Raw genomic sequence first — 26,716 nt, 5'->3', positions numbered from 1 at the left:
TCTTCGGCGGCTCCCAGGAAGAAGGAGCTCGCCTTCGTGGCGTCCCACCGTCGACCCAAGCAGCCGAACCGCGCTCGTGTGACCGTGCTCACCTCGGTCGCGGCCGCGGCCGTCGCCCTCACCGCGCAGAGCGCCTCCGCCGCGCCCGCGAAGCCGAGCAAGGACGAGGTCAAGAGCCAGGTCGACGCGCTCTACGAAGAGGCGGAGCAGGCCACCGAGAAGTTCAACGGGGCCAAGGAGCGCCAGGACAAGCTGGAGAAGGAGATAGCCCAGCTCCAGGACCAGGTCGCGCGCGGCCAGGGCGACCTCAACGAGCTGCGCAGGACGCTCGGTTCGATGGCCAGCGCCCAGTACCGCGGCGGCGGCATCGACCCCTCCCTCGCGCTCCTCCTCTCCGAGGACCCCGACAGCTACCTCGACAAGGCCTCCTCCCTGGAGCACCTGAACGGCAAGCAGGTCGAGGCCGTCCAGCGGATCCAGGACAAGCAGCGCACCCTCGCGCAGCAGCGTCAGGAGGCCGCCGGCAAGCTCGCCGACCTCGACGCCACCCGCAAGGAACTCGGCGAGAAGAAGAAGGCCTCCACCGAGAAGCTCGCCGCGGCCCAGGCCCTCCTCAACACCCTCACCGCGCAGGAGCGCGCGGCGATCAAGGACGAGGACACGCGCGCCAGCCGCGCCGACAGCCAGCGTGTGGACCTCGGCAACGTCAAGGGCTCCGGCCGCGCCGCGATCGCCCTCGAAGCCGCCAAGACGAAGCTGGGCTTCACCTACCAGTCCGGTGGCACCGGCCCCAACGTCTACGACTGCTCCGGGCTGACGCAGTGGGCCTACAAGCAGGCCAACGTCAGCATCAGCCGCACCACCTTCACCCAGGTGAACGACGGCACCCGCATCGGCCGCAGCCAGCTCCAGCCCGGTGACCTCGTCTTCTTCTACGGCGACCTGCACCACGTCGGCCTCTACGCCGGCAACAACATGACGCTGCACGCCTCGAACCCGCGCAGCGGCATCAAGTACGAGTCCATGGACAACATGCCGTTCCAGTTCGGCGTCCGGGTCGGCTGATCCGCTCCGCCCCCCGGTCCGGGACGCGCCGCAGACCGCCCATCCGGGCGAATTCCAGCGCCTCCCTCTGACCACACGCCCCGCCGGTGACCTGCGTCTCCTGCGGGGCGTCGGCATGTGCGCCCACGGGTGGTCGTTGGCCGGTGCGTGGTCGCGCCGCTACTGTCTGCCAGCGCGGAACCCGGTACACGGCCGTCCACGGGGGGCGGACCCGGGCGCCGCACAGCGGAAGGGAGCGGTTTCACGTGGCGTCCCATCGCCGGGCCGGGCTCGGCAGCCTCGACCGGAACACGACGGTCACCGTCCTCACCGCCGCCGCGGCCACCGCCGCGGTCGCCATGACGGGCGTACCCGCGAACGCGGCCCCCGGCCTCCCGTACGAACCCGGCGGCGGGGCGAGAACCGGCATCAGCGCCCAGGTGGACCGACTCTTCGAGGAGGCCGAGCAGGCCACCGAGCGCTTCAACGAGGCGGGCGAGAAGGCCGACCGGCTCCGGACCGAGGTCAACCGGGCCCAGGACGCGGTGGCCCGCGGCCAGGAGCGCATCAACACCCTGCGGGGCGTCCTCGGCACCTTCGCCGGGGCCCAGTACCGCAGCGGCGGCATCGACCCCGCCGTCGGGCTGATGCTGGCCGAGAACCCGGACGCGTACCTGGAGCGGGCCGCCGCCCTCGACCGGCTGACCGGCCGCCAGGCCCGGCAGCTCGCCGAACTCCGCGAGGAGCAGCGCGAACTCGGCCAGGAGCGCCAGGAGGCCACCCGCAAGCTCGCCGAACTCGACGCCCTGCGTTCCGACGTGGCCCGGCACAAGCGCTCCGTCACCGCGAAGCTCGCGGCCGCCCGGCGGCTGCTCAACGCCATGCCCTCCGGCGAGCGGGCCGACTACGAACGCGCCTCGCGCTCGGGGGGCCGCCCCGAGGGACTGCCCGACCTGTCCTCCCTCGGCGCCTCCTCCGGACGCGCCCAGACCGCCGTGATGGCGGCCCGTGCCGCGGTCGGCCGCCCGTACGTGTGGGGCTCCACGGGCCCCAGCGGCTTCGACTGCTCCGGGCTGATGGTCTGGTCGTACCGGCAGGCCGGGGTATCGCTGCCGCGCACCTCGCAGGCCCAGCGGCACGCGGGCCGGCAGGTTCCGCTGTCGCAGGCCCGCCCGGGCGACCTGGTGACGTACCGCTCGGACGCCAGCCACGTCGGCATGTACGTCGGCAACGGCCAGGTGGTGCACGCCCCGTATCCCGGGGCCCGGGTCCGCTACGACCCCGTCGGGATGATGCCCGTCTCCTCGGTGACCCGCCCCTGACGGCAGCCGTGCGTACGATCGACGGATGCCCCCCGTCCGCCGGTCCCCCGTACGCGTGCTGCCGCTCCTGCTGAGCGTGCTGCTCGCCGGATGCGGCGCGCCCGCCCCGCGGGACGGCGCCGAGCGGGACGTCCGGGCCGCCGTCGCCGACTGGTCGCGGATGCCGCCCGCCGAGCTCTCCGGGATCCCGCTGGAGGGCTGGGCGTACGAGGTGTCCGCGGTCCGGCGGGACGGCGCCGCGGCCACCGCGCGGGCGGAGCTGCGCTACCGGCTGAGCGGCTACGACGCCGCCGCGGCCGGGACGGCGCGCGAGGTGCGCCTGAGCCGGGACGGCGGGCGGTGGCACGTCACCGGGGACCGGCCCGCGCCGGGCGCCCTGCCGCAGCTGTGGGACCAGGGTCCGGTGGCGGTGGTCCGCGGGGCCCACGCGCTGGTGCTGGGCGTCGGGCAGCAGGCCGGGACGCTGTCGGAGATCGCGGCGGAGGCCGACCGGGCGGTGCCCGCGGCGGACGCCGCCTGGCCGGGACCCTGGCCGGGCCGGGCCGTGGTGCTGGTCCCCGGGTCCCTGGAACGGATGGCGGAGCTGCTGGGCCGTCCGGCCGCCGAGTACCGGGGCATGGGGGCGGTCACCACGGGCCGCGTCGGCGCCGCTCCGGCCCCCGCCGACCGGGTCGTCGTGAACCCGCAGGGGTGGGGGGAGCTCAGCCCCGCGGGCCGCGGGGTCGTCCTGACCCACGAGGTCACCCACGTGGCCACCCGGGCGGCGACCACCGAGACCACCCCGCAGTGGCTCTCCGAGGGCTTCGCGGACTGGGCCGCCTACCGCGGCACCCCGGCCACCCCGGAGCAGGCCGCCCCGGCGCTGGCCAGGGCCGTGCGGCGGGGTGAGGTGCCCGGCGAGCTGCCCCGGGCGCAGGACTTCGCCTTCGGCGGCGATCCGGAGGCGCTGGCCCGGGCCTACGAGGGCGCCTGGCTGGCCTGCAGGCTGATCGCGGGCAGATGGGGCGAGGCGGCGCTCGTGGACCTGTACCGGAGGGCGGGGCGCGAACCGTGGCCGGCGGCGGTGCGGGGCGCCCTCGGAATGGACCCGGACGCCTTGACGAAGGACTGGCAGGAGGCCCTGCGGGCGGAGTTCCGCTGAGGGCGTCCGGTACGTTGGCAGCGATGCACAAGACGCTGATCGTGACCAACGACTTCCCGCCGCGCCCCGGCGGTATCCAGGCCTTCCTGCACAACATGGCGCTGAGGCTGGATCCCGACCGGATCGTCGTCTACGCCTCCACCTGGAAGCACGGAGCGGAGGGACGCGAGGCCACCGCGGCCTTCGACGCGGAGCAGCCGTTCCAGGTGGTCCGCGACCGCACGACGATGCTCCTGCCGACCCCGCGCGTGACGCGGCGGGCGGTGGGCCTGCTGCGCGAACACGGCTGCGAGTCCGTATGGTTCGGCGCGGCGGCCCCGCTCGGGCTGATGGGCCCCGCGCTGCGGCGGGCGGGTGCGCGGCGGATCGTCGCGACCACCCACGGGCACGAGGCGGGCTGGGCCCAGCTGCCGGCCGCGCGGCAGTTGCTGCGCCGGATCGGCGAGGGCACCGACACGCTGACCTACCTGGGGGAGTACACGCGCTCGCGGATCGCCTCGGCGGTGACGGAGCGGGCGGCGGCCCGGATGGTGCAACTTCCGCCGGGGGTGGACGAGAAGACCTTCCACCCGGGGTCGGGCGGGGCCGAGGTCCGGGCCCGGCTCGGGCTGACGGACCGGCCGGTGGTCGTCTGCGTGTCCCGGCTGGTGCCGCGCAAGGGGCAGGACACGCTGATCGAGGCGATGCCGCGGATCCTGGCGGCGGTGCCGGACGCGGTGCTGCTGATCGTGGGCGGCGGGCCCTACGAGGACGACCTGCGGAAGCTGGCCGTCTCCACCGGGGTATCGGACTCCGTCGTCTTCACCGGCGCCGTCCCGTGGTCGGAACTCGCGGCCCACTACGGCGCGGGTGACGTCTTCGCCATGCCGTGCCGGACCCGCCGGGGCGGGCTGGACGTGGAGGGGCTCGGGATCGTCTACCTGGAGGCCTCGGCGACGGGCCTGCCGGTGATCGCGGGCGACTCGGGCGGGGCGCCGGACGCGGTGCTGGACGGCGAGACGGGCTGGGTCGTGCGGGGCGGCTCCGCCGAGGACGCGGCGGACCGGACCGTCACCCTGCTGGAGGACCCCGAGCTGCGGGCGCGGATGGGCGCCGCCGGCCGTGCGTGGGTCGAGGAGAAGTGGCGCTGGGACCTCCTGGCGGAACGCCTGCGCGAGCTGCTGTAGCCGTTGCGGGCGCGGCGCCGCTGCCGGGGGCCCTGCCCCCGGACCCCCGCGCCTCAAATGCCGGCGAGGCCGGATTTTGCGGCGGAGCCGCCGGCGACCGGTTCCGCAGCCACGTCTGACTGTTCCTCAGATGTCTGTCAATACCGCGTCTGGGCGGACGGCTGGATTCCGCTCATGATGCGGCCATGACATCCAATCTGACGCGCCGTCAAATGCTGGGCCTCGGCGCCCTCTCGACCGCCGCCGCGCTCGGCTTCACCCGGATCTCGGCGGCCTCCGCCGCGGCCGTGGAACCCGCCGCCGCCCAGTACGCCCCCGCCATCGTCGTCGGCTCCGGCTACGGATCCGCCGTCGCCGCCCTGCGGCTCGGGCAGGCGGGCGTACGCACCGTCGTACTGGAGATGGGCCGGCTCTGGGACACCCCCGGGCCCGACGGCAAGGTCTTCCCGTCCACCTCCGCCCCCGACCAGCGCTCCATGTGGTTCCGCAACCGCACCGAGGCCCCGCTCGCCCAGTTCCTCTGGCTCGACGTGGTCAACCGCGACATCAGCCCCTACCCCGGCGTCCTCGACCGCGTGAACTACGGCGACATGTCCGTGTACGTCGGCCGGGGGGTCGGCGGCGGATCGCTCGTCAACGGCGGCATGGCCCCTACACCCCGGCGCTCGTACTTCACCGAGGTGCTGCCCCAGGTCGACGCCGACGAGATGTACGGCACCTACTACCCCCGCGCCCGCGCCATGCTCGGAGTGAACGACATCGACCCGGCCTGGTTCGAGTCCACCGAGTGGTACCGCTTCGCCCGGATCTCCCGCAAGCACGCCCAGAACACCGGCCTGAAGACCGTCTTCGTCCCCAACGTCTACGACTTCGCGTACATGCAGCGCGAGGCGGCCGGCACCGCCACCCGCTCCGCCCTGGCCGGTGAGGTCATCTACGGCAACAACCACGGCAAGAAGAGCGTCGACAAGACCTACCTCGCCGCAGCCGTCGGCACCGGCAACGTCACCATCGAGACCATGCAGCGCGTGGTCGGCGTACGGCCCGACCCGGCCGGGGGATACGTCCTGACCGTACGGACCAGCGACGTCACCGGACGGGTCACCCAGGTCCGCGAACTCGGCTGCGGACAGCTCTTCCTCGGGGCCGGCAGCCTCGGAACCACCGAGATCCTGCTGCGGGCCCGCGAGACCGGCACACTGCCCGCGCTCAGCGACAAGGTCGGACTCGGCTGGGGACCCAACGGCAACGTCATGACCGCCCGCGCCAACCACCTGTGGGACACGGTCGGCTGCAACCAGGCCACCATGCCCGCGATGGGCATCGACGACTGGGACAACGCCTCGAACCCGGTCTTCGCCGAGATCGCCCCGCTCCCCATGGGCATCGAGCACTGGATCTCGATGTACCTGGCCATCACCAAGAACAGGGAGCGGGGTCACTTCACCTACGACGCCGCCACCGACTCGGCCCGGCTCAACTGGCGGCGGGACCAGAACACGCCCTCGGTCAACGCGGCGAAGAACCTCTTCGACCGCATCAACTGGCGGAACTTCACGATGTACCGCTACGACCTCTTCGGCGGCAACAGGGCTTTCGCCGACAACTTCACCTACCACCCGCTCGGCGGCTGCGTCCTCGGGGACGCCACCGACGTGTACGGGCGGGCCAAGGGGTACCAGGGGCTGTACGTGGTCGACGGCTCCCTGATCCCCGGATCGCTCGGCGTGAACCCGTTCGTGACCATCACCGCCCTCGCGGAGCGGAACATGGCCCGGATCCTCGCCGAGGACCCCCGCTAGCGCCCCGGTCTAGCCGCGGTAGAGCGCCTCGATCTCGTCCGCGAAGTCCTTGGCCACCACATTGCGCTTCAGCTTCAGCGACGGCGTGATGTGACCCGACTCCTCCGTGAACTGGGAGGGAAGAATGCGGAATTTCCGCACCGATTCCGCCTTGGAGACCGCCGCATTGCCGTCGTCGACCGCCTTCTGGACGGCGGCGATGAGGTCCGCGTCCTCACGCAGCTCCGCCGCCGTCACCCCGGCCGGCTTGCCGTTCTCCGCGGCCCACCGGCCGAGGAACTCCTCGTCGATCGTGACCAGCGCCGCCACGAAGGGCCGGGCGTCACCGACCACCATGCACTCCGCGACCAGCGCGTGCGCCCGGATCCGGTCCTCGATCACCGCGGGGGCCACGTTCTTGCCGCCCGCCGTGACGATGAGCTCCTTCTTGCGGCCGGTGATCGTGAGATAGCCGTCCTCGTCGAGGGTGCCGACGTCGCCGGTGTGGAACCAGCCGTCGGTCAGCGCCTCGGCGGTCGCCGTCTCGTTCTTCCAGTAGCCCGTGAAGATCTGCTCGCCGTGCAGCAGTACCTCGCCGTCGTCCGCGATGCGCACCACGGAGCCCGGCATGGGCTGGCCGACCGTACCGATCTTCTGCTTGTCCCACGGGTTGAAGGTGGTCGCCGCACAGGACTCGGTCAGGCCGTAGCCCTCCAGGACCGTGAAACCGATGCCCCGGAAGAAGTGGCCGAGCCGCTCGCCCAGCGGGGCACCGCCGGAGATCGCGTACTCGCCGCGGCCGCCGAGGACCGCGTGCAGCTTGCTGTAGACCAGCTTCGAGAAGATCTTGTGCTTGAGCTTGAGCCCGAACGACGGGCCGCGCGGGGTGTCCAGCGCACGGCTGTAGGCGATGGCCGTGTCGGCCGCCGCGTCGAAGATCTTCCCCTTGCCCTCGGCCTGCGCCTTGGCGCGCGCCGAGTTGTAGACCTTCTCGAAGACGCGCGGGACGCCGAGGATCAGCGTGGGGCGGAAGGACTGCAGCTCGTCGGTGAGGTTCTTGATGTCCGGTACGCAGCCCAGGCGGATCGGCGCCAGTACGGCCGCCACCTCCACCAGGCGCCCGAAGACGTGCGCGGCCGGCAGGAACAGCAGCACCGAGCACTCGCCGGTCTTGAACAGCGGACTCAGGCGCTCCACCGCGTTGCCGCACTCCGCGAAGAAGTTGCGGTGGCTCAGCACGCAGCCCTTGGGGCGGCCGGTGGTGCCCGAGGTGTAGACGATGGTGGCCGGGTCGTCGGCGTTCGCGAGGCTGCTGCGCTCCTCGACCTCGGCGTCGGTGACGGCCGCGCCCGCGGCCTTCAGCGTGTCCAGCGCCCCCTGCTCGATCTCCCAGACCTCGCGCAGCTCCGGCAGCCGGTCGCGCAGCGAGGCCACGGCGGCGCTGTGCGCCGGGCTCTCCACGATGACGCCGACGGCACCGGAGTCACCGAGGATCCACTGGATCTGCTCGGGCGAGCTGGTCTCGTACACGGGGACGGTGACACCGCCCGCGCTCCAGATCGCGAAGTCGAACAGCACCCACTCGTAGCGGGTGCGGGAGATGAGGGCGACCCGGTCCCCGGGCCGGACGCCGGCCGCGATGAGGCCCTTGGCCGCGGCGCGGACCTCGGCGAGGAACTCCGTCGCGGTCACGTCCTGCCACCGGCCGTCGACCTTGCGGCTCATGACGGCGGTGTCTGGATGCTGAGCGGCGTTGCGGCGGATGAGATCCGTCAGGTTCCCGTCCGACGGGACCTCGTACAGGGCCGGAAGGCTGAACTCGCGCAAGACTGCTGCTCCTCTGGGCGCCATCGCCACCATGTGGACCGACCGGACGTTACCCACCGGTAGTGGGTTCCCGATAGGGGGAACCGGCCAGATGTTCCGTGCGTCACATTCTGCACTTACCCTGCTTCACCCCAACGCGCCGACAGTAGTCGACCCCGGCCGCGACTCGGAAGTAACCGCAGGTCCGGCCACCTCTCCCACCCCCTCTACCCGCCGCCACCAGGCAGCTCTAGGGTTGGCCGCATGGCTGGCAGCATGCGGGGAGAGCAGTTCGGCACGAGCGGATCAGGACGCGGACCGGCCGGTGCGCCGGGCCGCGGTCCGGGCCGCACCAGGATCCACGTCGTGAGCGACGTGCACGGCAACACCGAAGCCCTCGCCCGGGCGGGCGACGGCGCCGACGCCCTCATCTGCCTCGGCGACCTGGTCCTCTTCCTCGACTACGCCGACCACTCGCGCGGGATCTTCCCCGACCTGTTCGGCGTCGAGAACGCCGACCGGATCGTCGAGCTGCGCACCGCGCGCCGCTTCGAGGAGGCCCATGCCTTCGGCCGGCAGCTCTGGGCCGGCCTGGACCGGGACACCCTCATCGAGGGCGCCGTGCGACGCCAGTACGCCCAGATGTTCGCCGCCTTCCCCACCCCCACGTACGCCACCTACGGCAACGTCGACGTCCCGGGCCTGTGGCCCGAGTACGCCGAGCGCCACGGCCTCACCGTGCTCGACGGCCAGCGGGTGGAGATCGGCGGCCGCGTCTTCGGCTTCGTCGGCGGCGGACTGCCCTCCCCGATGCGCACCCCCTACGAGGTGGACCCGGAGGAGTACGCGGCCAAGGTCGAGGCGCTCGGCGAGGTGGACGTGCTCTGCTCGCACATCCCGCCGGAAGTCCCCGAGCTCTGCTACGACACGGTCGCCCGCCGCTTCGAACGCGGCAGCGAGGCCCTGCTCGCCGCGATCCGCCGCACCCGCCCCCGCTACGCCCTCTTCGGACACGTCCACCAGCCGCTCGCCCGGCGGATGCGCATCGGGAACACCGAGTGCGTGAACGTGGGCCACTTCGCGGCCACCGGCCGGCCCTGGGTCCTGGAATGGTGAAGGACGGGCCGCTTCCCGGCGGCCCCCCGCCGGGTGCGGGAGGCATGCGGGAGGCGCTGGAGTGGCGACCTCCGCACGCGCGGTAGCCTTCACGCGGCGGCCCCAGGCCGCACACATCCTCGAACCACCCCAGCTGCCGCTGGGAGGTACCCCCAGCCCGGAGGAGCGACCGCGATGGCGGAACACACCAGCTCAAGCATCACGATCGAGGCTGCGCCCACCGACGTGATGGCCGTGATCGCCGACTTCGCCCGCTACCCCGAGTGGACCGGCGAGGTGAAGGAGGCCGAGGTACTGGCCACCGACGCCCAAGGGCGCGCCGAGAAGGTCCGCCTGCTGCTCGACGCGGGCGCGATCAAGGACGACCACACCCTCGCCTACACCTGGAAGGGCACCGACGAGGTCAGCTGGACCCTGGACAAGTCCCAGATGCTGCGCCAGCTCGACGGCTCCTACCGGCTGACGGCCGTGGACGGCGGCAAGCGCACCGAGGTCACCTACCAGCTGACCGTCGACGTCAAGATCCCCATGCTCGGCATGATCAAGCGCAAGGCCGAGAAGGTCATCATCGACCGGGCGCTCGCGGGCCTGAAGAAGCGCGTCGAAACCGTCTGACCCGCTTCCCGCGCACCGGAGGGGCCGAGGAACGCGCTGCGCGCCCTTCCGGGCCCACCACCCGCAGGCGCGCGGCCCACGGACCACCACCGACCCGGAGCACCCGCACATGCACACCTTGCTGATCACCGGCCCCGGCGGGGCCGGGCGGACCACCGTGGCGGCGGCCACCGCCCTCGCCGCGGCCCGCCACGGGCGACGGGTGCTGCTGCTCTCCGGTGACGTCGGCGACCCGCTCACCGCCCTCACCGGCGACCCGGCCGCGGCCGGCCTGCGGGTGGCCCGGGTGGACTCCGGCGAGGAGTTCCGCGACGAACTCGTCACCCTCCAGCAGCGCGGATCCGCCCTGCTCGGCATGGTCGGGGCCCGGCCGCTGGGCGCCGAGGAGATCACCGAACTGCCCGGCGCCGAGGAGTTCGCCCTGCTCCGCGCCCTGCGGCGGGCCGCCGCCGCACCCGGCACCGACCTCGTCGTCGTCGACATGCCGCCGCTCCACCAGACCGTGGCCACCCTCGCCCTCCCCGCCCAGCTCCGCCGCTACCTCGCCCGGCTGCTGCCCGCCGAGCGGCAGGCCGCCCGCGCCCTGCGACCCGTACTGGCCCAGCTGGCCGGCGTGCCCATGCCCGCGCAGTGGCTCTACGAGACCGCCGCCCGCTGGGACGAGGAGCTCACCGCCGTACAGGCCGTCGTCGAGGCCGACACCACCGAGCTGCGGCTGGTCGCCGAGCCCGGCCCGGCCGCCGCCGACGCGCTGCGCCTCGGCCGGCTCGGACTCGCCCTCCAGCAGCTGCCCGTCTCCGCCGTCGTCGCCAACCGCACCGTGCCGGCGGAATCCGCCGACCCGTGGCTCGCCGGGCTCGCCGCCCAGCAGCAGAAGCACGCCGCCGAGTGGGCCGGGGAACTCCCCGTGATCGCCCTCGCCCACCTCGGCCGCGACCCGCGCGGCCCGCAGGACCTGGAGCGGCTCGCGGCCGCCGCCGGGCTCGTACCCGAAGCGCCCGCACCCCGCCGGGCCTGGGCCGTCGAGGACAGGCTCGCCGAGGACGGGGTACTCGTCTGGGTGGTACCGCTGCCCGGCGCCCACAAGAGCGACCTCGACCTCGTCCGCCGGGGCGACGAACTGCTGCTCACCGCCGGCCCCCACCGCAGGATCGTTCCGCTCCCCGCGGCGCTGCGCCGCTGCACCGTCTCCGGCGCCGCCCTCGCCGACGGGGAGCTCCGCATCCGCTTCACCCCCGACCCGGGGCTGTGGCCTCGCACGCAGTGAACCGCGTACCCCCGTTCGGGTACCGTCGAAGGTAGTCCGTACCGCACGTCAGCAGCCGCCGCAGGAGAGAGTCCGCCATGAGCGAGGCCACCGACCGCCCCACCGACGACGACGCCTGGGCCAGGGCCTGCGCCGAGGACCTCGCCGCCGAGAAGGAGCGCCTGCGCGGACAGGAGCAGGCCGCGGCCGGCGGCACCGGCACCGCCGCCGAGGAGCTCTTCAAGCTCTTCGAAGCCGTCGCCGACAAGGTGTCCGGGCTGAACAACCCGCTGTTCGGCGTGGCCGCACAGGGCGCGGTGCGCCAGATCGTCGACCAGGCCAGGACCGCCGCCAAGCCCGTCATCGAGCGCAACCCGGAGGTCTTCGACCACCTCGCGGCCGCCGGCTCCGAACTGCTCGCCGCCTACCGCTCGGCCGTCGAGGGCCATGAACGCCGCTGGACGCGGGGCGAGCCCCCGGCTCCCCGGCAGGCGTCCCACGACCACGACCCCCGGGACGAGGGCCCCGACGACGGCCCCTCCGAGCGGATCGATCTCGACTGATCCTCCGGAAGCCTCGGGTACGGTTGGCCGTGGCGGGGTTTGACCGGAAACCGAGGGACTAATGGGACTCACCATCGGCGTCGACATCGGCGGCACGAAGATCGCGGCCGGCGTGGTCGACGAAGAGGGCACGATCCTTGAGACGTACAAGGTGCCCACCCCGCCGACCGCGGACGGAGTGACGGAGGCCATCTGCGCCGCCGTCTCCGAGGTCAGCAGCAACCACACGATCGAAGCCGTCGGCATCGGCGCCGCCGGATACGTGGACGACAAGCGCGCGACCGTACTCTTCGCGCCCAACATCAACTGGCGGCACGAGCCGCTGAAGGACAAGGTCGAACAGCGCATCGGCCTGCCCGTCGTCGTCGAGAACGACGCGAACTGTGCGGCCTGGGGCGAGTACCGCTTCGGCGCCGGCCAGGGCCACGACGACGTCATCTGCATCACGCTCGGCACCGGCCTGGGCGGCGGCATCATCATCGGCAACAAGCTGCGGCGCGGACGCTTCGGCGTCGCCGCCGAGTTCGGGCACATCCGGGTCGTCCCGGACGGCCTGCTGTGCGGCTGCGGCAGCCAGGGCTGCTGGGAGCAGTACGCCTCCGGGCGCGCCCTCGTCCGGTACGCGAAGCAGCGCGCCAACGCCACCCCCGAGAACGCGGCGATCCTGCTCGCGCTCGGCGACGGCACCCCCGAGGGCATCGAGGGCAAGCACATCAGCGAGGCCGCCCGGCAGGGCGACCTGGTGGCCGTCGACGCCTTCCGCGAACTGGCCCGCTGGGCCGGCGCCGGACTGGCCGACCTGGCCTCGCTGTTCGACCCGTCCGCCTTCATCGTCGGCGGCGGGGTCTCGGACGAGGGAGACCTCGTCCTCGACCCGATCCGCAAGTCCTTCAAGCGCTGGCTGGTAGGCGGCGCCTGGCGCCCGCACGCCCAGGTCCTCGCCGCGCAGCTCGGCGGCAAGGCCGGGCTCGTCGGCGCGGCCGACCTGGCCCGCCAGGGCTGATCGCGTCCGCTCGTATTTCCACGCGTACCGCCCGCCGCGCCCCTTGGGGGAGCGGCGGGCGGCTGCGTATCTTGCGGGGCATGGACCAGCTGCCGAAGTCCCGTACGGAGCCCGACGGTTCTGCCGTGATCCGGGTGCTCAGCTACAACATCCGCTCCCTGCGCGACGACGAGGAGGCGCTGGCCCGGGTCATCCGGGCGTGCGAGCCCGACCTCGTCCTCGTACAGGAGGCCCCCCGCTTCTTCCGGTGGCGCAAACACGCCGCGCGGCTGGCCGCCAAGTGCGACCTGGTCGTGCTGGGCGGGGGCGCGACGGCGGCCGGGCCGCTGCTGCTGTGCTCGCTGCGGGTCTTCGTGGAGCGCACGGAGGACGTCCTGCTGCCGCGCACGCCCGGCCTGCACCGCAGGGGCTTCGCCACGGCGGTGATCCGGGTCGCAGGCGTGCGCGTGGGCCTGGCCTCGCTGCACCTCTCGCTCCAGCAGGCCGAGCGCCGGGCCCACGCGGAGCTGCTGCTGGACCGGCTGGCCGCCATGGACGTGCCGTACGCGATCGCCGCCGGCGACCTGAACGAGGGCCCGGACGGGCCGGCGTACGGGCTGCTGGCCGCCGAGCTCCAGGACTGCCGGGCGGTGGCCCCGTGGGGCGGCGGACCGACCTTCCCGGCGTCGGCGCCGGACCGCAGGATCGACGCCGTGTTCGCCACGAAGGGGGTGGAGGTGCTGGCCTGCGGTGTCCCTGCGGGGCTGCCGGGGGTTTCCGGGGCGGATCTGCGGTCGGCGACGGACCACCTGCCGGTGCTGGCGGCCCTCCGCCTCGCGGCCGCGCCGTAGCTCCGCGGTCCGGGTGCGGCGCCGCTGCCGGGGGCGCCGCACCCGGACCCCCGCGCCTCGGACGCCGGCGGGGCTGGAAGACCGCCTCGATCGCCGGCGGGGCTGAGCAGGGCGGGAGCCCCGGGAAGCGTCGGGTCAGACGACCGCGCCGCGGCCCGGGTCGTCGTCCTCGTCGTCGTCGTGCTGCATGCGTGCGATCAGTGTCGCGAAGCCGCCCAGGAAGCCGCCGATGCCCAGCGTCGTCAGCCACCAGGTCATCTCCCACTGCAGGAGCACCGCGAGCAGCAGCAGCACCGGGCCGCCGACGACCGCCAGCCAGGCGAACTTCGCCGTCGTGTCCGCCGGCGGGAGCTCCGGCTCGGGCTGGACGAAATGGCCCTCGTCCGCCGGGCCCAGGTCGTCGTCCCCCGGCTCCGCCGGCGAATGGTCCCGGGGACCCGCCATGCCCACGCCCGGGGCGAAGACCACCGAGCCGCCCAGGGCTACTGGAGGCCCCGGTTCCGCGTCAGGCTTCCGGTCGGGCTTCGGTTCCGCCTTCGGGTCCGGCTTCGGCTCGGCCTTCGACTCGGCCTTCGCGTCCGGTCCGGACTCCGGCGGCAGCGGTTTGACGTCCTCCTCCGGCAGGAGGAGGTTCTCGATCGGTCTGAACGGCCGGGCCCCCGGCGGGTCCGGCGGCTCCTGCCCGTACCCGGCGACGATCGCCGCCCACGCCGCTTCCTCGTCCAGCGGCGGAACCCCGCCCGACTGCTCCTCGTGCTCAGCCACCGGCCTCCGCCCCCTCCCTGCCCACGCTCTCCGCCAGTCGGCCGATGAACGCATAGCTGTCCGCGAAGATCCGCTCCGCGTCATGGTCCAACGTCGCGACGTGGTAGCTCTGTTCCAGCAGGGTCTCGGTGACGTCCGTCGAGGAGACCCGGGCCAGCACCCGCGCGGAGTCGACCGGCGGTACGACGTGGTCCTGCGGGCTGTGCAGCAGCAGCATCGGCTGCGTCACCTGCGGCAGCTCGGCGTCCACGAGCTGCAGGAACTTCTTCAGCGAGTGCGCGGCCCGGGTCGGGACCCGGTCGTAGCCGACCTCCTCCGAGCCCGGCTTCGCGATGTCGCTCGCGATGCCCGGCGTCGACCGGATCAGGTGCTTGGTCACCGGCAGGGTCACGGCCAGCGGGTCGTGCACCTTGTTGGCCGGGTTGACGAGCACGATGCCGCTGATGGCGTCCCCGTGCTTGGCCGCCAGCCGCAGGGTCAGCGCCCCGCCCATCGACAGCCCGAAGACGAACACCTGCGCGCACCGCTCCAGCAGCTCCCGCAGGGCGCGGTCGACCTCGGCGTACCAGTCCTGCCAGCCCGTGAGCTGCATGTCCTGCCAGCGCGTCCCGTGTCCGGGCAGCAGCGGAAGCGACACCGTGAGACCCCGCCCGGCGAGATACTCGGCCCAGGGGCGCAGGGACTGCGGGGAACCGGTGAAGCCGTGGCAGAGGAGGACGCCGACCTCACCGCCCTCGTGGCGGAACGGCTCGGCTCCAGGGAGGACGGGCACCAGGGTCTCCTTGATCATGATGGACGTCGGGTGGGTGCGTTGCTCTGTGTGACTTCACCGTACGCGACCGGGGTGGCACCGGCCAGGGTCGTCGGGCCACTGCCGGTGTAGGCACGGGATATGGTCTGTTCGACAGACACAGGAAGGCTTTCGAGTTGATCTACGGCGCAATGAAGTTCTCCATCGGCGGTTCACTGAAGCTCGCTTTCAGGCCGTGGGTGGAGGGCCTCGAGAACATTCCCGCGGAGGGGCCGGCGATCCTCGCGAGCAACCACCTGTCCTTCTCCGACTCCTTCTTCCTCCCGGCGGTGCTGGACCGGAAGGTCACCTTCATCGCGAAGGCGGAGTACTTCACCTCCCCGGGGGTCAAGGGCAAGCTGACGGCCGCCTTCTTCAAGGGCGTCGGCCAGCTTCCGGTGGACCGCTCGGGCGCCCGCGGAGCCGGTGAGGCCGCGATCCAGAGCGGCATCCAGGTCATCGAGCGCGGAGAGCTGTTCGGTATCTACCCCGAGGGCACGCGTTCACCCGACGGACGGCTCTACCGCGGCAAGCCCGGCGGTCTGGCCCGCGTGGCCCTGGCCACCGGTGCGCCCGTGATCCCCGTGGCGATGATCGACACGGAGAAGATCCAGCCGCCCGGCAAGGTGGTCCCCAAGCTGATGCGCCCGGGGATCCGGATCGGCAAGCCGCTGGACTTCAGCCGCTACCACGGCATGGACAGCGACCGCTTCATCCTCCGCTCGGTGACCGACGAGGTCATGTACGAGATCATGAAGCTCTCCGGCCAGGAGTACGTCGACATCTACGCGACGGCGGCCAAGCGCCAGATCGCCGACGCCGAGAAGGCGGAGAAGGCGGAGAAGGCTGCCAGGAGCGAGAAGGCCGGGAAGCCCGAGAAGGCCGACGGCACGTCGGAGTAGCTGCGCGTGGGCGGAACCGCCCGCGAGGGGTGGGGGAGATGGCGAAACGCGAACGCGTCGTACGCATGTCGGTGGAGCAGCCGCTCTGGCGCGCCCTGACCGGGTACCGGCTGCTGACCATGGTGTACGCGGCGGTGCTGTTCGCCGCCGCGTACAAGGAGTTCCCCCGCCCCGGGGTCGCGATCGGCTACCTCGCCTTCCTCGCGGTCTGGACCCTCGCCACCTCCCACAAGGTGGCGAACGCCGCCAGCTGCACCAAGGGCTTCCTCGTCGCCGACCTCACGGTCGCGATCGTGGGCATCGCGCTCACGCCGGTCGCCGACACCCAGGCCCGGATCCACGCGGGCGGCTCCACCCTCCCCACCATCTGGACGGCGGGCGCGGTCCTCGGCTTCGCCATCAAGGGCGGCTGGCGCTGGGCCTGCTTCGCCTCCACCTTCGTGGCGGCCGCCAACCTCGCCATCCACACCGGCCGGCCCACCGAGGACACCCTGCACAACGTCCTGCTCGTCTGGGTCGCCTCCGTGGCCATCGGCTACGTGGTCGAGGTCGCCCGGGCCAGCGAGAACACCCTCGCCCGCGCCCTGGAGATCGAGGCCGCCACCCGCGAGCGGGAGCGCCTCGCCCGTGACATCCACGACGGGGTCCTCCAGGTCCTCGCCATGGTCCAGCGGCGCGGCAGCGAGCTGGGCGGCGAGGCCGAGGAGCTCGGCCGGCTGGCGGGGGAGCAGGAGGTGGCGCTGCGCACCCTGGTCTCCAGCGGGATGGCCCAGCCCTCCCGGGTCTCCCGCGACGAGTCGCGCGGCGCGCTCGTGGACACGTACGAGGTGGACGAGCCGGGCGCCGAGGGCGGGGAGCTGGACCTGCGCACGCTCCTCGCCCCGCACGCCGGGTCCCGCGTCAGCTTCGCCGAGCCGGGCACCCCGGTGCCGCTGCCCGTGCCCGCCGCGAGGGAACTGGCCGCGGCGGTCGGCGCCGCCCTGGACAACGTGCGCAAGCACGCCGGGGAGGGGGCGCGGGCCTGGATCCTCGTCGAGGACTGGGGCGACGAGGTGATCGTGACCGTCCGGGACGACGGCCCCGGCATTCCGGCGGGCCGGCTCGACCAGGCGGCGGGCGAGGGCCGGATGGGGGTGGCCCTGTCCATCCGCGGCAGGCTGCGGGACCTCGGCGGCAGCGCCGACCTGGTGTCCGTACCCGGGCAGGGCACCGAAGTGGAACTGAAGGTACCCAGGGGGAGGACGGACAAGAGATGAGCGAGCACACCGACGTGAACGACCCGACCAGGCCGCACGGCCCGAACGAGCCGCACGAGACGAGGGTGATGGTCGTCGACGACCATCCGATGTGGCGGGACGCGGTCGCCCGCGACCTGGCCGCCGCCGGCTTCGACGTCGTCGCCACCGCGGGCGACGGACCCGAGGCGGTCCGCCGGGCCCACGCCGTCACGCCCGACGTGCTGGTCCTCGACCTCAACCTGCCCGGCATGCCGGGCGTGCAGGTCTGCAAGGAACTGGTCGGCGCCAACCCGGCGCTGCGGGTCCTCGTCCTGTCGGCCAGCGGCGAGCACGCCGACGTCCTGGAGGCCGTGAAGTCCGGCGCGACCGGCTACCTGCTGAAGTCCGCAGGCGCCCAGGAGCTGATCGACGCCGTCCGACGCACCGCCGCGGGCGACCCGGTCTTCACCCCGGGCCTGGCGGGGCTGGTGCTCGGCGAGTACCGGCGCCTGGCCACCGACCCCCTGCCGGCCGCCTCCGACGAGCCGAAGGCCCCCCAACTGACCGACCGCGAGACCGAGGTACTGCGGCTCGTGGCCAAGGGACTGTCGTACAAGCAGATCGCCGAGCGGCTCGTCATCTCGCACCGCACCGTGCAGAACCACGTCCAGAACACCCTGGGCAAGCTGCAGTTGCACAACCGGGTGGAACTCGTCCGCTACGCCATAGAACGCGGCCTCGACGACGAGTAGCACCCGCCCGGGGGCGTCCGTACCGCCCGTCGATCGTACTTACGTCCTCGTACGAGTGAACGGGCGTACGCAACGCCTCACGATTCCACCGGAATTGACCTCTCCAGATCCCTTGCTGTGACGTGGGTCACCACTAGCGTGACCGTCATGGCGATTGGAGATTCCATGAAGGTCGGAGTGCTGACCGGCGGCGGCGACTGCCCCGGACTCAACGCGGTGATCAGGGCCGTCGTCCGCAAGGGCGACCAGGAGTACGGCTGCGGGTTCGTCGGGTTCAAGGACGGCTGGCGGGGCGCGATCGAGGGGCGGACCGTCCCCCTCGACATCCCCGCCGTCCGCGGCATCCTCCCCCGCGGCGGCACCATCCTCGGCTCCTCGCGCACCAATCCGTTCAAGACGGAGAACGGCGTGCGCGACATCAAGGAGAACCTCGCGAAGTACGAGGTGGACGCCCTCATCGCGATCGGCGGCGAGGACACCCTCGGAGTCGCGGCCCGGCTGTACGAGGAATACGGCATCCCCTGCGTCGGCGTACCCAAGACCATCGACAACGACCTGTCCGCCACCGACTACACCTTCGGCTTCGACACCGCGGTGGGCATCGCGACCGAGGCCATCGACCGGCTGCACACCACGGCCGAGTCCCACATGCGGGTCCTGGTCGTGGAGGTCATGGGCCGGCACGCCGGCTGGATCGCCCTGCACTCCGGGCTCGCGGGCGGCGCCAACGTCATCCTCGTCCCGGAGCAGCGCTTCGACGTGGACCAGGTCTGCGCCTGGGTGACCTCCCGGTTCCGGGCGAGCTACGCGCCGATCGTGGTGGTCGCGGAGGGCGCGATGCCCAGGGACGGCGAGATGGTCCTGAAGGACGGGACCCTGGACTCCTTCGGCCACGTCCGGCTGTCGGGCGTCGGCGAGTGGCTGGCCAAGGAGATCGAGACCCGGACCGGCAAGGAGGCCCGCACGACCGTGCTCGGGCACATCCAGCGGGGCGGCACCCCGAGCGCCTTCGACCGGTGGCTCGCGACCCGGTTCGGGCTGCACGCGATCGACGCGGTGCTCGACAGGGACTTCGGGAAGATGGTCGCGCTCAAGGGGACGGACATCGTCCGGGTGCCGATCGCGGAGGCGACGTCGAAGCTGAAGACGGTGGATCCCGCGCTCTACCAGGAGGCCGGGGTCTTCTTCGGCTGAGCGGCGGCCCGGCGCCATGGGCCGTAGGGTGACGAACGGCCCATGGTGTCGAGGTGCGGGAGCAGGCGTGGAGATCCTGGCGTTCGGCGTGACCGCCGACGAGAAGCCGCTCCTGGAGCAGGCCTTCGCGGGGCAGCACGAGGTCCGGTGCCTGGACGTCTTCCTCGACGAGGACACCGCGCCGATCGCCGCCGGGTACGAGATCGTCTCCTCCAGCGTGAACGCCGACCTGAACGGCCGGGTGCTGCGGGTCCTGGCGGCGGGCGGGACAAAACTGGTCGCCCAGCGGTCCACCGGCTTCAACAACATCGACCTGGACGAGGCCCGCCGCCTCGGCATGACCATCAGCCGGGTCTCCGCCTACTCGCCCCACTCGGTGGCCGAGTTCGCCTGGACCCTCGCGATGGCCGTCAACCGGCGGATCGTCCGCGCCTCCATCCGGACCCGCGACTTCGACTTCCGGCTGAACGGGCTGATGGGCCGGGACTTCCACGGCCGCACCGCCGGAGTGCTCGGCACCGGAAAGATCGGCGAGGCGTTCACCCGGATCGCGCACGGCTTCGGCATGCGCCTGCTGGGCTGGGACGTGGTGCAGAACCCGGCCTGCCTGGAGCTCGGCATGAAGTACGTGGACAAGGACGAACTGCTCGCCTCGTCGGACCTGGTCAGCCTGCACGTGCCCCTGCTGGAGTCCACCCGGCGCATCCTCGATGCGACGGCACTGCGCCGGATGCGGGACGACGCGATCCTGGTGAACTCCAGCCGCGGCGGGCTGATCGACACCGAAGCCCTGGTCGACGAACTCCGGGCGGGCCGCTTCACGGGCGTCGGACTGGACGTGTACGAGGCGGAGGCCGGGGTCTTCTTCCTGGACAAGTCCCTGGAGGCCGTCGAGGACGACACCCTGGCCCGCCTCGTCACCTTCCCGAACGTCGTGGTGACCTCCCACCAGGCCTACTACACGGCCGACGCCGTGGGCCAGATCATCGCCACCACCGTCGCCAACGTGGCGGACCACCTGGCGGGGCGCCGCTCCGAGAACACCCTGGTCCCGCCGGCGTAGGACGCGCCCCCGGATTTCCTCCTGCGTTCACACCCCGTCCACCCCGGAGGGCGGAGCCGGGGCCTACTTTCACACCGTGGACATACCCGACTGGATCCGCTGGATCTTCTTCGCCTTCGCCGCCGTGCAACTGCTGTACGTCTACCGGGCCGCGTCCCTCGCACGCCGGGCCGGGCCCGGCCACCGGACGGGTCCCTGGCTGGAAGCCGCCGACCACGCCACGGGAGTGGTGCTGTCGGCCGGTCTGGCCCTCGGTGAACTCCCCGTCCTGATGGTCGCGGCCCCGGTGCTGATGGTGATCCTGTCGTGGCAGGGCATCCGCTCCCTCCTCGCCCGCCGGCCGGCGGGTACGAACCCCACCGCCACCGCGGGAGCCACCCCCGGCGGGGAAGCCTAGGGCGTCTCCGCAAAGCAGCGCCGGCCCCGCGACGCCCGGCGGACACCCCTAGGACGCGGACCGCTCCCCGGCCGTGACCCCCGCGAGCAACCCGTGCAGCAGCTCCGCGCCCCGCAGTGTGAGGACCGACTCCGGGTGGAACTGCAGCCCGGCGAAGCCCCCGGCCGGGGACCGCAGGGCGTGGACCTCGCCGGTGGCCGGGTCGCGGGACACCTCGACCCCCGTCGCGGCCAGCCGGGAGGCCAGGGCGTCGTCGCACCGCGCGGTGTACGTGTTGTAGAAGCCGACCACCTCCTCGGCCCCGAACAGACCGATCCGCATCTGCGCCCCCTGCGCCGGTTCCGCCTTGCGGACCAACGGGAGACCCAGCTCGGCCGCCAGCAGCTCATGCCCCAGGCAGACCCCGAGCAGGCCGTGGCGGTGCCCGGCCAGCAGTTCGGCCGTCAGCGCGCGCAGCATCCGCATCTTGGGATCCGCGGCCTCGGCCGGATCGCCCGGGCCGGGGCCCAGGACGACCGGACCCTCCCAGGCCAGGGCCGCCGCCCGCAGCCCCGGATCGTCGTAGCGGCGTACGGTCACCTCCAGTCCGGCCACCCGCAGGACGTGCGCCAGCATCGCCGTGAAGGTGTCCTCCCCGTCCACGACCAGCGCACGGCCCGCCGGCGCGGCCGGCCGCTCCTGCATCCGGAGCCAGAACGGCGCCAGATCCCGGCGGCGCGCCGCGAGGGCCGCCCGCACCCGCGGATCGTCCGCCAGCCGGGCCCCCTCGAAGGCCGGGCGCGGCGCGGCCGGCCGCACCCCGAGCGCCGCCAGCACCCCCGCCGCCTTCGCATGGGTCTCCGCCACCTCGCCCGCCGGATCCGAATGCCGCACCAGCGTGGCGCCCACCGGCACCCGCAGCACGCCGTCCGCCGCGATGTCGGCGGTGCGGATCAGGATGGGGGAGTCGAGGGTCTGCGCCCCCGCGGGGTCCCGGCCCAGCAGGGCCAGCGCGCCCGCGTAGTAGCCGCGCCCGCCCGTCTCGTACCGCTCGATGACGCGGCAGGCGTTCTGCACGGGGGATCCGGTGACCGTCGCCGCGAACATGGTCTCGCGCAGCACCGCCCGCACGTCGAGCGAGGACCGGCCGCGCAGTTCGTACTCGGTGTGCGCGACGTGCGACATCTCCTTCAGCCGCGGCCCGACGACGACCCCGCCCATGTCGCCGACCGTGCACATCATCTTCAGTTCCTCGTCGACCACCATCGACAGCTCCTCGGTCTCCTTGCGGTCGCCGAGGAAGGCGAGGAGGGAGTCGGCCGTCGGCCCCCCGGGCGGATAGCGGTAGGTGCCGCTGATCGGATTCATCACGACCGTCCCCCCGGACATCCGCACGTGCACCTCGGGGCTCGCGCCGACCAGGGTCCGCTCCCCGGTGTGGACGACGTACGTCCAGTACGCGCCCCGCTCGCCCTCCAGCAGCCGCCGGAACAGCGCGAGGGCGTCGGCCCGCCCGAATCCGTCGATGCGGCCCTCGTAGGTGCGCCGGATGACGAAGTTCGCGCCCTCGCCGCGGCCGATCTCGTCCTCGACGACCCGCCGCACGGTGTCCGCGTACTCCTCGTCGGGAACGTCGAAGCCGCCGTCCTCGACCCGCACCGGATGCGCGGGCAGCGCGGCCAGCGCCCCGGCGAGCGGGATCTCGTACGCCTCCTCGGCGACCAGCACGCTCAGCGGAGTCCCGTCGTCGCGTACGTCGAAGCCGCGCTCGCGGATCTGCCGGAAGGGGACGAGCGCGAGGGCGGGCAGCTCACCGACGGGCAGGTCGGCGAGCCGTCCGACCTCGCCCACGGGCCCGGTCAGCACCTCGACGGTGTCGTGATCGCGGCCGGGGGTCCGCCGGCGCAGCAGGGCGAACGGCGGGCCGGCGGGGTCGAGCAGTCGGCTCAGCAGCCCGGGCGGGCTGAGGTGGTGTTCGGGTCGGCTGGGGTTCATGGGGCGGAGCGTCCTTCCGGTGGGAGGAGCGGCCCCGGGGATCCGACGGCGTGGTCGAAAACACGGAAGGCCGCCCCTCGGGGCGGCCTTCGCGTCGTGCGTGTCTTCAGGTACGCGCGAGAAGTGGGCCGCCGGGAGCGGTCCACCACCAGTTCTGGTTCGAGTGCGCGTACATGGCGGCCACCATAGCCCAGACCGCCCCCGCAGGTCAGGATCCGTCTCACAGCGCGAGCTGAACCATGGATTCCGCTCCGCCTGGTGCCCGTGACCTTTGAGCTGGTTCGTCTCACGTTGTGGGCGGGGGGCCGGACGCGGCGTGTGACGCCGTAATGTGTACGAGGTGACCGTGAACGCTGAAACCCAAGCCCCCGCCGCCAAGGCGACCTGGCGAGACCTTCCCGCGGCGCAGCAGCCTTCGTACCCCGATGCCGAGGCTCTGCGCGCTGTCGTCGCGGACCTCGAATCGTATCCGCCCCTCGTTTTCGCGGGCGAGTGCGACCAGCTGCGTGCCCGTCTGGGAGCCGTCGCCAAGGGCGAGGCGTTCCTGCTCCAGGGCGGCGACTGCGCCGAGGCCTTCGACGGCGTCTCCGCCGACCACATCCGCGCCAAGCTCAAGACGCTGCTCCAGATGAGCGCCGTCCTGACGTACGCGGCCTCCGTGCCCGTCGTCAAGGTCGGCCGCATCGCCGGCCAGTACTCCAAGCCGCGCTCCAAGGACACCGAGACCCGCGACGGCGTCACCCTGCCGACCTACCGCGGCGACTCCGTCAACGGCTTCGCCTTCACCGAAGAGGCCCGCGTCCCGGACCCCGAGCGGCTGAAGCGGATGTACAACGCGTCCGCCTCGACCCTCAACCTGGTGCGCGCCTTCACCACCGGTGGCTACGCCGACCTGCGCCAGGTGCACGCCTGGAACCAGGACTTCGTGAAGTCCAGCCCGTCCGGCCAGCGGTACGAGCAGCTCGCGCGGGAGATCGACAACGCGCTGAACTTCATGAAGGCGTGCGGCACCGACCCGGCCGAGTTCAAGGCCGTCGAGTTCTACGCCTCCCACGAGGCGCTGCTGCTCGACTACGAGGGCGCGCTGACCCGTACCGACTCGCGCACCGGCAAGCTGTACGACACCTCCGGCCACATGGTGTGGATCGGTGAGCGCACCCGCCAGCTGGACCACGCGCACATCGAGTTCTGCTCGCAGATCGCCAACCCGATCGGCATCAAGCTCGGCCCCACCACCACGGTGGACGAGGCGCTGACGTACATCGACCGCCTGGACCCCGAGCGCGAGCCGGGCCGGCTGACCTTCGTCGTCCGCATGGGCGCCGACAAGGTCCGCGACAAGCTCCCCGAGCTGGTCGAGAAGGTCACCGCCTCCGGCGCGATCGTCGCCTGGGTCACCGACCCGATGCACGGCAACACCTTCGAGGCCGCCTCCGGCCACAAGACGCGCCGCTTCGACGACGTGCTCGACGAGGTCAAGGGCTTCTTCGAGGTCCACAAGGCGCTGGGCACCCACCCGGGCGGCATCCACGTCGAGCTCACCGGTGACGACGTCACCGAGTGCGTGGGCGGCGGCGACGAGATCTTCGTCGACGACCTGCACCAGCGCTACGAGACGGCCTGCGACCCGCGGCTCAACCGCAGCCAGTCCCTGGACCTGGCGTTCCTCGTCGCCGAGATGTACCGCGACCAGTAGGGATCAGTCAGTACCTTCGTACGACAGTGGGGCACGGATCGATGTGATCCGTGCCCCACTGTCGTACGGGGGGCTTTTAGGCCACCCTAACTTTGGGTACGGTTAGGTAAGCCTCACCGAAACGGGGACGGCTCTCCGAATCGCTGAACCGCTGGACCATTCCGCCCTGGGAGGTGAACCGCGTGTACGTCTGCTCTTGCTTCGGGATCACCGACAAGCAGGTCAAGGAGCACGCGGCTGCCGGGGCCTGCACCCCGCGCCAGATCGCCTCGGCCACCAAGGCCGGCACCGACTGCGGTTCCTGCGTACGCACCATCCAGGGCATCCTCGGCCGCGGGGCGTGCCCCCGCCGGGAGCTGCTGGAGAAGGGCCAGGCGGCGGCCGTGCTCGCCGCGGAGCCGGGTGCGGCCCGGTCGGCGGAGCTGGCGGAAGCGGCCTAGAGCCGACTAGCTCGGCTGCTCGATCAGCTGCGCGATGTAGAGCGGCTCACCCAGCGACTCGATGAGCTCCAGCTGGGTGTCGAGGTAGTCGATGTGGTGCTCCTCGTCCTCCAGGATGTCCTCGAAGAGCCGGGCCGACGTGATGTCGCCCTTCCCGCGCATGACCTCGATGCCCCGCTTCAGCCGGTCGATGGCCTCGACCTCCACCTGGCGGTCCGCCTGGAACATCTCGGTGATCGTCTGCCCGACGCGCACGTGGAAGAGGCGCTGGTAGTTCGGCAGACCGTCGAGCATCAGGATGCGCTCGGTGATCTTGTCCGCGTGCTTCATCTCGTCGATGGACTCTTCACGCGTGTACTTGGCGAGCTTGGTCCAGCCCTTGTTGTCCTGGATGCGGTAGTGCAGCCAGTACTGGTTGATGGCCGTCAGCTCGCCGGTCAGCTGCTCGTTCAGAAACTCAAGGACCTCGGGGTCGCCCTGCATCGCAGAGGCTCCTTCCAGGCAATGTCAGCTATGTGACGGGGCAGTTGCGCGCATCCTTGCACCGCCGCCGGAGACCGTCCAGTAAGTGCCTCCTTAGTGGGAGTTACCGCGACTTGCCCGAATCGGCCAACGCCTGGTCATGACCACCCTGCCCAGTCTGTCACCATGGAGTCATGGGTCAGCCGGAAAGCCGGGAATCTCCGGGAGCAGAGCAGCTGGAGCTTCCACCGGGGCAGCGGCTGCAGAGGGGCTGGCCGGTCACCCACTACGGGCCCGTACCCAAGTTCAAGCCGGACCGCTGGGAGTTCCGCGTCTTCGGCGCGACGGCCGACGGGGACAAGCACTGCTGGAACCACGAGGAGTTCACGGCCCTGCCGTTCGACTCCGTCGTGGCCGATCTGCACTGCGTCACGAAGTTCAGCATGCAGGGCGCCGAATGGGGCGGTGTGCTGGCCCGTGAGGTCCTCGCCCTGGCACCCCCCGCCCCGCAGGTCACCCATGTGATGGTGTGGGCCGAGTACGGCTTCAGCTCCAACCTGCGGCTGGCCGACTTCGCCTCCGACCGTACGGTTTTCGCCACCCACGAGGGCGGTGAACTGCTCACCGCCGAGCACGGTTTCCCGGTCCGGCTGGTGGTCCCGCACCTGTACGCCTGGAAGGGCCCCAAGTGGGTCCGCGGCATCGAGTACATGACCGCCGACCGCCGCGGCTTCTGGGAGGAGCGCGGCTACCACAACATCGGCGACCCGTGGCGCGAGCAGCGCTACTCCTACCAGGAGGAGCCCGGGGAGGGCCCCGAACTGTAGGGAGCGCCCCGCGCCCGGCGGTACCCGTTCAGTGGTGGTACCGGTGCACGACCGCGTGACCCTTGCCGCGGCCGATCATCCACTTGTTGACGGGCGTCGTGATCACGAATGCGGCCGCCAGCGCGATCGCCAGGACGATCCAGAACAGCGGCTCCGACAGGTGCGCGTCCATCGCGCCGGGCCACAGGGCGATCACCCCGTTGTCGATCAGCTCCATGACGGCGATCGAAAGGGTGTCCGCGGCCAGCGCCACCCGGATGGCCGTACGGAGGTCGACGCCGGCGGCGAGGATCCCGCGCAGGGTGAGCGCGTAGCCGAAGAAGAACGCGAGGACGATCGCCAGGATCATCGTCGAGACGTTCCCCCAGCCCAGCGCGGTACCGATGATCATGCCGAGCACCTCACCGATGGCGCATCCGGTGAGGCAGTGGAGGGTGGCCCGCGCGGCCATGCCCCAGCTGACCGGGCCGGCGGCGTGCGCGGCGTGCGCGGGGCCGTGCTCGTGGTGCTGGTGTTCCTGGTGCTGGTGCTGGTGCTCCATGACAACCCCCTCGTGGGAACGCCGGGTAGCGGTCCGTCGATATGACCGAACCGTATACCCCCA

At 72.2% G+C, this 26,716-nt stretch carries 27 protein-coding genes; 20 read left to right on the top strand and 7 right to left on the bottom strand.

Annotated elements, in window-relative coordinates:
• The first annotated feature begins 36 nt into the window (after window positions 1-36).
• The 5 genes from DEJ51_RS08925 (at window position 37) to DEJ51_RS08905 (ending at window position 6,475) form a co-directional block, all read left to right on the top strand.
• Window positions 37-1,065: a C40 family peptidase gene (locus DEJ51_RS08925; RefSeq protein ID WP_150257112.1), complete on the top strand. Its 1,029-nt coding sequence runs from the start codon at window positions 37-39 to the stop codon at window positions 1,063-1,065.
• 245 nt (window positions 1,066-1,310) lie between these two features.
• Window positions 1,311-2,366, top strand: a complete 1,056-nt coding sequence (locus tag DEJ51_RS08920; RefSeq protein WP_223835719.1) for an NlpC/P60 family protein — start codon at window positions 1,311-1,313, stop codon at window positions 2,364-2,366.
• A gap of 25 nt (window positions 2,367-2,391) precedes the next feature.
• Window positions 2,392-3,507, top strand: coding sequence for a hypothetical protein (locus DEJ51_RS08915; protein ID WP_150257111.1), 1,116 nt, complete (start codon window positions 2,392-2,394; stop codon window positions 3,505-3,507).
• A 23-nt stretch (window positions 3,508-3,530) separates the two neighbouring features.
• Window positions 3,531-4,673, top strand: a complete 1,143-nt coding sequence (locus tag DEJ51_RS08910) for a glycosyltransferase family 4 protein (RefSeq protein ID WP_150257110.1) — start codon at window positions 3,531-3,533, stop codon at window positions 4,671-4,673.
• Window positions 4,674-4,858: 185 nt separating this feature from the next.
• Window positions 4,859-6,475 carry a GMC oxidoreductase gene (locus DEJ51_RS08905; RefSeq protein ID WP_150257109.1) on the top strand — a complete coding sequence of 539 codons (1,617 nt, stop codon included), beginning with the start codon at window positions 4,859-4,861 and terminating at the stop codon, window positions 6,473-6,475.
• A gap of 9 nt (window positions 6,476-6,484) precedes the next feature.
• Here the strand turns inward: DEJ51_RS08905 and DEJ51_RS08900 are convergent, their stop codons facing one another.
• Window positions 6,485-8,281: an AMP-dependent synthetase/ligase gene (locus DEJ51_RS08900; protein WP_150257108.1), complete on the bottom strand. Its 1,797-nt coding sequence runs from the start codon at window positions 8,279-8,281 to the stop codon at window positions 6,485-6,487.
• A 345-nt stretch (window positions 8,282-8,626) separates the two neighbouring features.
• Here DEJ51_RS08900 and DEJ51_RS08895 point away from each other — a divergent pair, with 345 nt between their 5' ends.
• The 6 genes from DEJ51_RS08895 to DEJ51_RS08870 all read left to right on the top strand — a co-directional run bounded on the left by DEJ51_RS08895 (window position 8,627) and on the right by DEJ51_RS08870 (window position 13,633).
• Window positions 8,627-9,376 carry a metallophosphoesterase gene (locus DEJ51_RS08895; RefSeq protein WP_263411701.1) on the top strand — a complete coding sequence of 250 codons (750 nt, stop codon included), beginning with the start codon at window positions 8,627-8,629 and terminating at the stop codon, window positions 9,374-9,376.
• Between the two features lie 174 nt (window positions 9,377-9,550).
• Window positions 9,551-9,991, top strand: a complete 441-nt coding sequence (locus tag DEJ51_RS08890; RefSeq protein WP_150257107.1) for an SRPBCC family protein — start codon at window positions 9,551-9,553, stop codon at window positions 9,989-9,991.
• Window positions 9,992-10,100: 109 nt separating this feature from the next.
• Window positions 10,101-11,258 (top strand): ArsA family ATPase, encoded by a 1,158-nt coding sequence (locus DEJ51_RS08885; protein ID WP_150257106.1) that lies wholly within the window; start codon window positions 10,101-10,103, stop codon window positions 11,256-11,258.
• Between the two features lie 77 nt (window positions 11,259-11,335).
• Window positions 11,336-11,800 (top strand): DUF5304 domain-containing protein, encoded by a 465-nt coding sequence (locus tag DEJ51_RS08880; RefSeq protein ID WP_150257105.1) that lies wholly within the window; start codon window positions 11,336-11,338, stop codon window positions 11,798-11,800.
• Window positions 11,801-11,861: 61 nt separating this feature from the next.
• The gene (locus DEJ51_RS08875) at window positions 11,862-12,803 is read left to right on the top strand and encodes an ROK family glucokinase (RefSeq protein ID WP_150257104.1); all 942 of its coding nucleotides are present in this window, start codon (window positions 11,862-11,864) and stop codon (window positions 12,801-12,803) included.
• 80 nt (window positions 12,804-12,883) lie between these two features.
• Complete coding sequence (locus DEJ51_RS08870; protein ID WP_150257103.1) at window positions 12,884-13,633, top strand: endonuclease/exonuclease/phosphatase family protein; 750 nt, start codon at window positions 12,884-12,886, stop codon at window positions 13,631-13,633.
• 135 nt (window positions 13,634-13,768) lie between these two features.
• Here DEJ51_RS08870 and DEJ51_RS08865 read toward each other — a convergent pair whose 3' ends face one another.
• Entirely contained in the window at window positions 13,769-14,398 is a 630-nt protein-coding gene (locus tag DEJ51_RS08865) for a hypothetical protein (protein ID WP_150257102.1), read from the bottom strand.
• The gene (locus tag DEJ51_RS08860; RefSeq protein WP_190620262.1) at window positions 14,391-15,170 is read right to left on the bottom strand and encodes an alpha/beta hydrolase; all 780 of its coding nucleotides are present in this window, start codon (window positions 15,168-15,170) and stop codon (window positions 14,391-14,393) included. The genes DEJ51_RS08865 and DEJ51_RS08860 overlap by 8 nt, the downstream gene beginning before the upstream one ends.
• Window positions 15,171-15,325: 155 nt before the next feature.
• Between DEJ51_RS08860 and DEJ51_RS08855 the strand changes: the two genes are divergently transcribed.
• The 6 genes from DEJ51_RS08855 (at window position 15,326) to DEJ51_RS08830 (ending at window position 20,713) form a co-directional block, all read left to right on the top strand.
• Complete coding sequence (locus DEJ51_RS08855; RefSeq protein ID WP_150257101.1) at window positions 15,326-16,090, top strand: lysophospholipid acyltransferase family protein; 765 nt, start codon at window positions 15,326-15,328, stop codon at window positions 16,088-16,090.
• 38 nt (window positions 16,091-16,128) lie between these two features.
• Window positions 16,129-17,346 (top strand): MacS family sensor histidine kinase, encoded by a 1,218-nt coding sequence (gene macS, locus DEJ51_RS08850; protein WP_150257100.1) that lies wholly within the window; start codon window positions 16,129-16,131, stop codon window positions 17,344-17,346.
• A complete protein-coding gene (locus DEJ51_RS08845) occupies window positions 17,343-18,059 on the top strand; it encodes a response regulator (RefSeq protein WP_411757296.1) in 717 nt (238 codons plus the stop codon). Before macS ends, DEJ51_RS08845 begins: the two co-directional genes overlap by 4 nt.
• Before the next feature lie 165 nt (window positions 18,060-18,224).
• The gene (locus DEJ51_RS08840; protein ID WP_150261776.1) at window positions 18,225-19,253 is read left to right on the top strand and encodes a 6-phosphofructokinase; all 1,029 of its coding nucleotides are present in this window, start codon (window positions 18,225-18,227) and stop codon (window positions 19,251-19,253) included.
• A 67-nt stretch (window positions 19,254-19,320) separates the two neighbouring features.
• Complete coding sequence (locus tag DEJ51_RS08835) at window positions 19,321-20,316, top strand: 2-hydroxyacid dehydrogenase (RefSeq protein WP_150257099.1); 996 nt, start codon at window positions 19,321-19,323, stop codon at window positions 20,314-20,316.
• A gap of 76 nt (window positions 20,317-20,392) precedes the next feature.
• Window positions 20,393-20,713 (top strand): hypothetical protein, encoded by a 321-nt coding sequence (locus DEJ51_RS08830; protein ID WP_150257098.1) that lies wholly within the window; start codon window positions 20,393-20,395, stop codon window positions 20,711-20,713.
• Between the two features lie 48 nt (window positions 20,714-20,761).
• Here the strand turns inward: DEJ51_RS08830 and DEJ51_RS08825 are convergent, their stop codons facing one another.
• On the bottom strand, window positions 20,762-22,687 hold the full coding sequence (locus tag DEJ51_RS08825) for an anthranilate synthase family protein (RefSeq protein WP_150257097.1): 1,926 nt from the start codon (window positions 22,685-22,687) through the stop codon (window positions 20,762-20,764).
• Window positions 22,688-22,793: 106 nt separating this feature from the next.
• Window positions 22,794-22,862, bottom strand: a complete 69-nt coding sequence (locus tag DEJ51_RS35810) for a trp operon leader peptide (RefSeq protein WP_202203957.1) — start codon at window positions 22,860-22,862, stop codon at window positions 22,794-22,796.
• A 165-nt stretch (window positions 22,863-23,027) separates the two neighbouring features.
• On the opposite strand from DEJ51_RS35810, the gene DEJ51_RS08815 reads away from it, so the two are divergent.
• On the top strand, window positions 23,028-24,383 hold the full coding sequence (locus DEJ51_RS08815) for a class II 3-deoxy-7-phosphoheptulonate synthase (protein ID WP_150257096.1): 1,356 nt from the start codon (window positions 23,028-23,030) through the stop codon (window positions 24,381-24,383).
• Between the two features lie 173 nt (window positions 24,384-24,556).
• A complete protein-coding gene (locus DEJ51_RS08810; RefSeq protein WP_411757295.1) occupies window positions 24,557-24,823 on the top strand; it encodes a bacterioferritin-associated ferredoxin in 267 nt (88 codons plus the stop codon).
• Window positions 24,824-24,829: 6 nt separating this feature from the next.
• Here DEJ51_RS08810 and bfr read toward each other — a convergent pair whose 3' ends face one another.
• Window positions 24,830-25,306 carry a bacterioferritin gene (gene bfr / locus DEJ51_RS08805; RefSeq protein ID WP_150257094.1) on the bottom strand — a complete coding sequence of 159 codons (477 nt, stop codon included), beginning with the start codon at window positions 25,304-25,306 and terminating at the stop codon, window positions 24,830-24,832.
• A 173-nt stretch (window positions 25,307-25,479) separates the two neighbouring features.
• Between bfr and DEJ51_RS08800 the strand changes: the two genes are divergently transcribed.
• Window positions 25,480-26,112, top strand: a complete 633-nt coding sequence (locus DEJ51_RS08800; protein WP_030010526.1) for a sulfite oxidase-like oxidoreductase — start codon at window positions 25,480-25,482, stop codon at window positions 26,110-26,112.
• Between the two features lie 28 nt (window positions 26,113-26,140).
• Here DEJ51_RS08800 and DEJ51_RS08795 read toward each other — a convergent pair whose 3' ends face one another.
• A complete protein-coding gene (locus tag DEJ51_RS08795) occupies window positions 26,141-26,653 on the bottom strand; it encodes a DUF4396 domain-containing protein (protein WP_150257093.1) in 513 nt (170 codons plus the stop codon).
• Window positions 26,654-26,716: the final 63 nt, after the last annotated feature.

Origin of the sequence: Streptomyces venezuelae, from assembly GCF_008642275.1 — a bacterium.
GTDB classification, from domain to species: Bacteria; Actinomycetota; Actinomycetes; order Streptomycetales; family Streptomycetaceae; genus Streptomyces; species Streptomyces venezuelae_E.
Note: the sequence above shows the minus strand (reverse complement) of the source record. Positions and strands in the feature narration are given on the sequence as shown.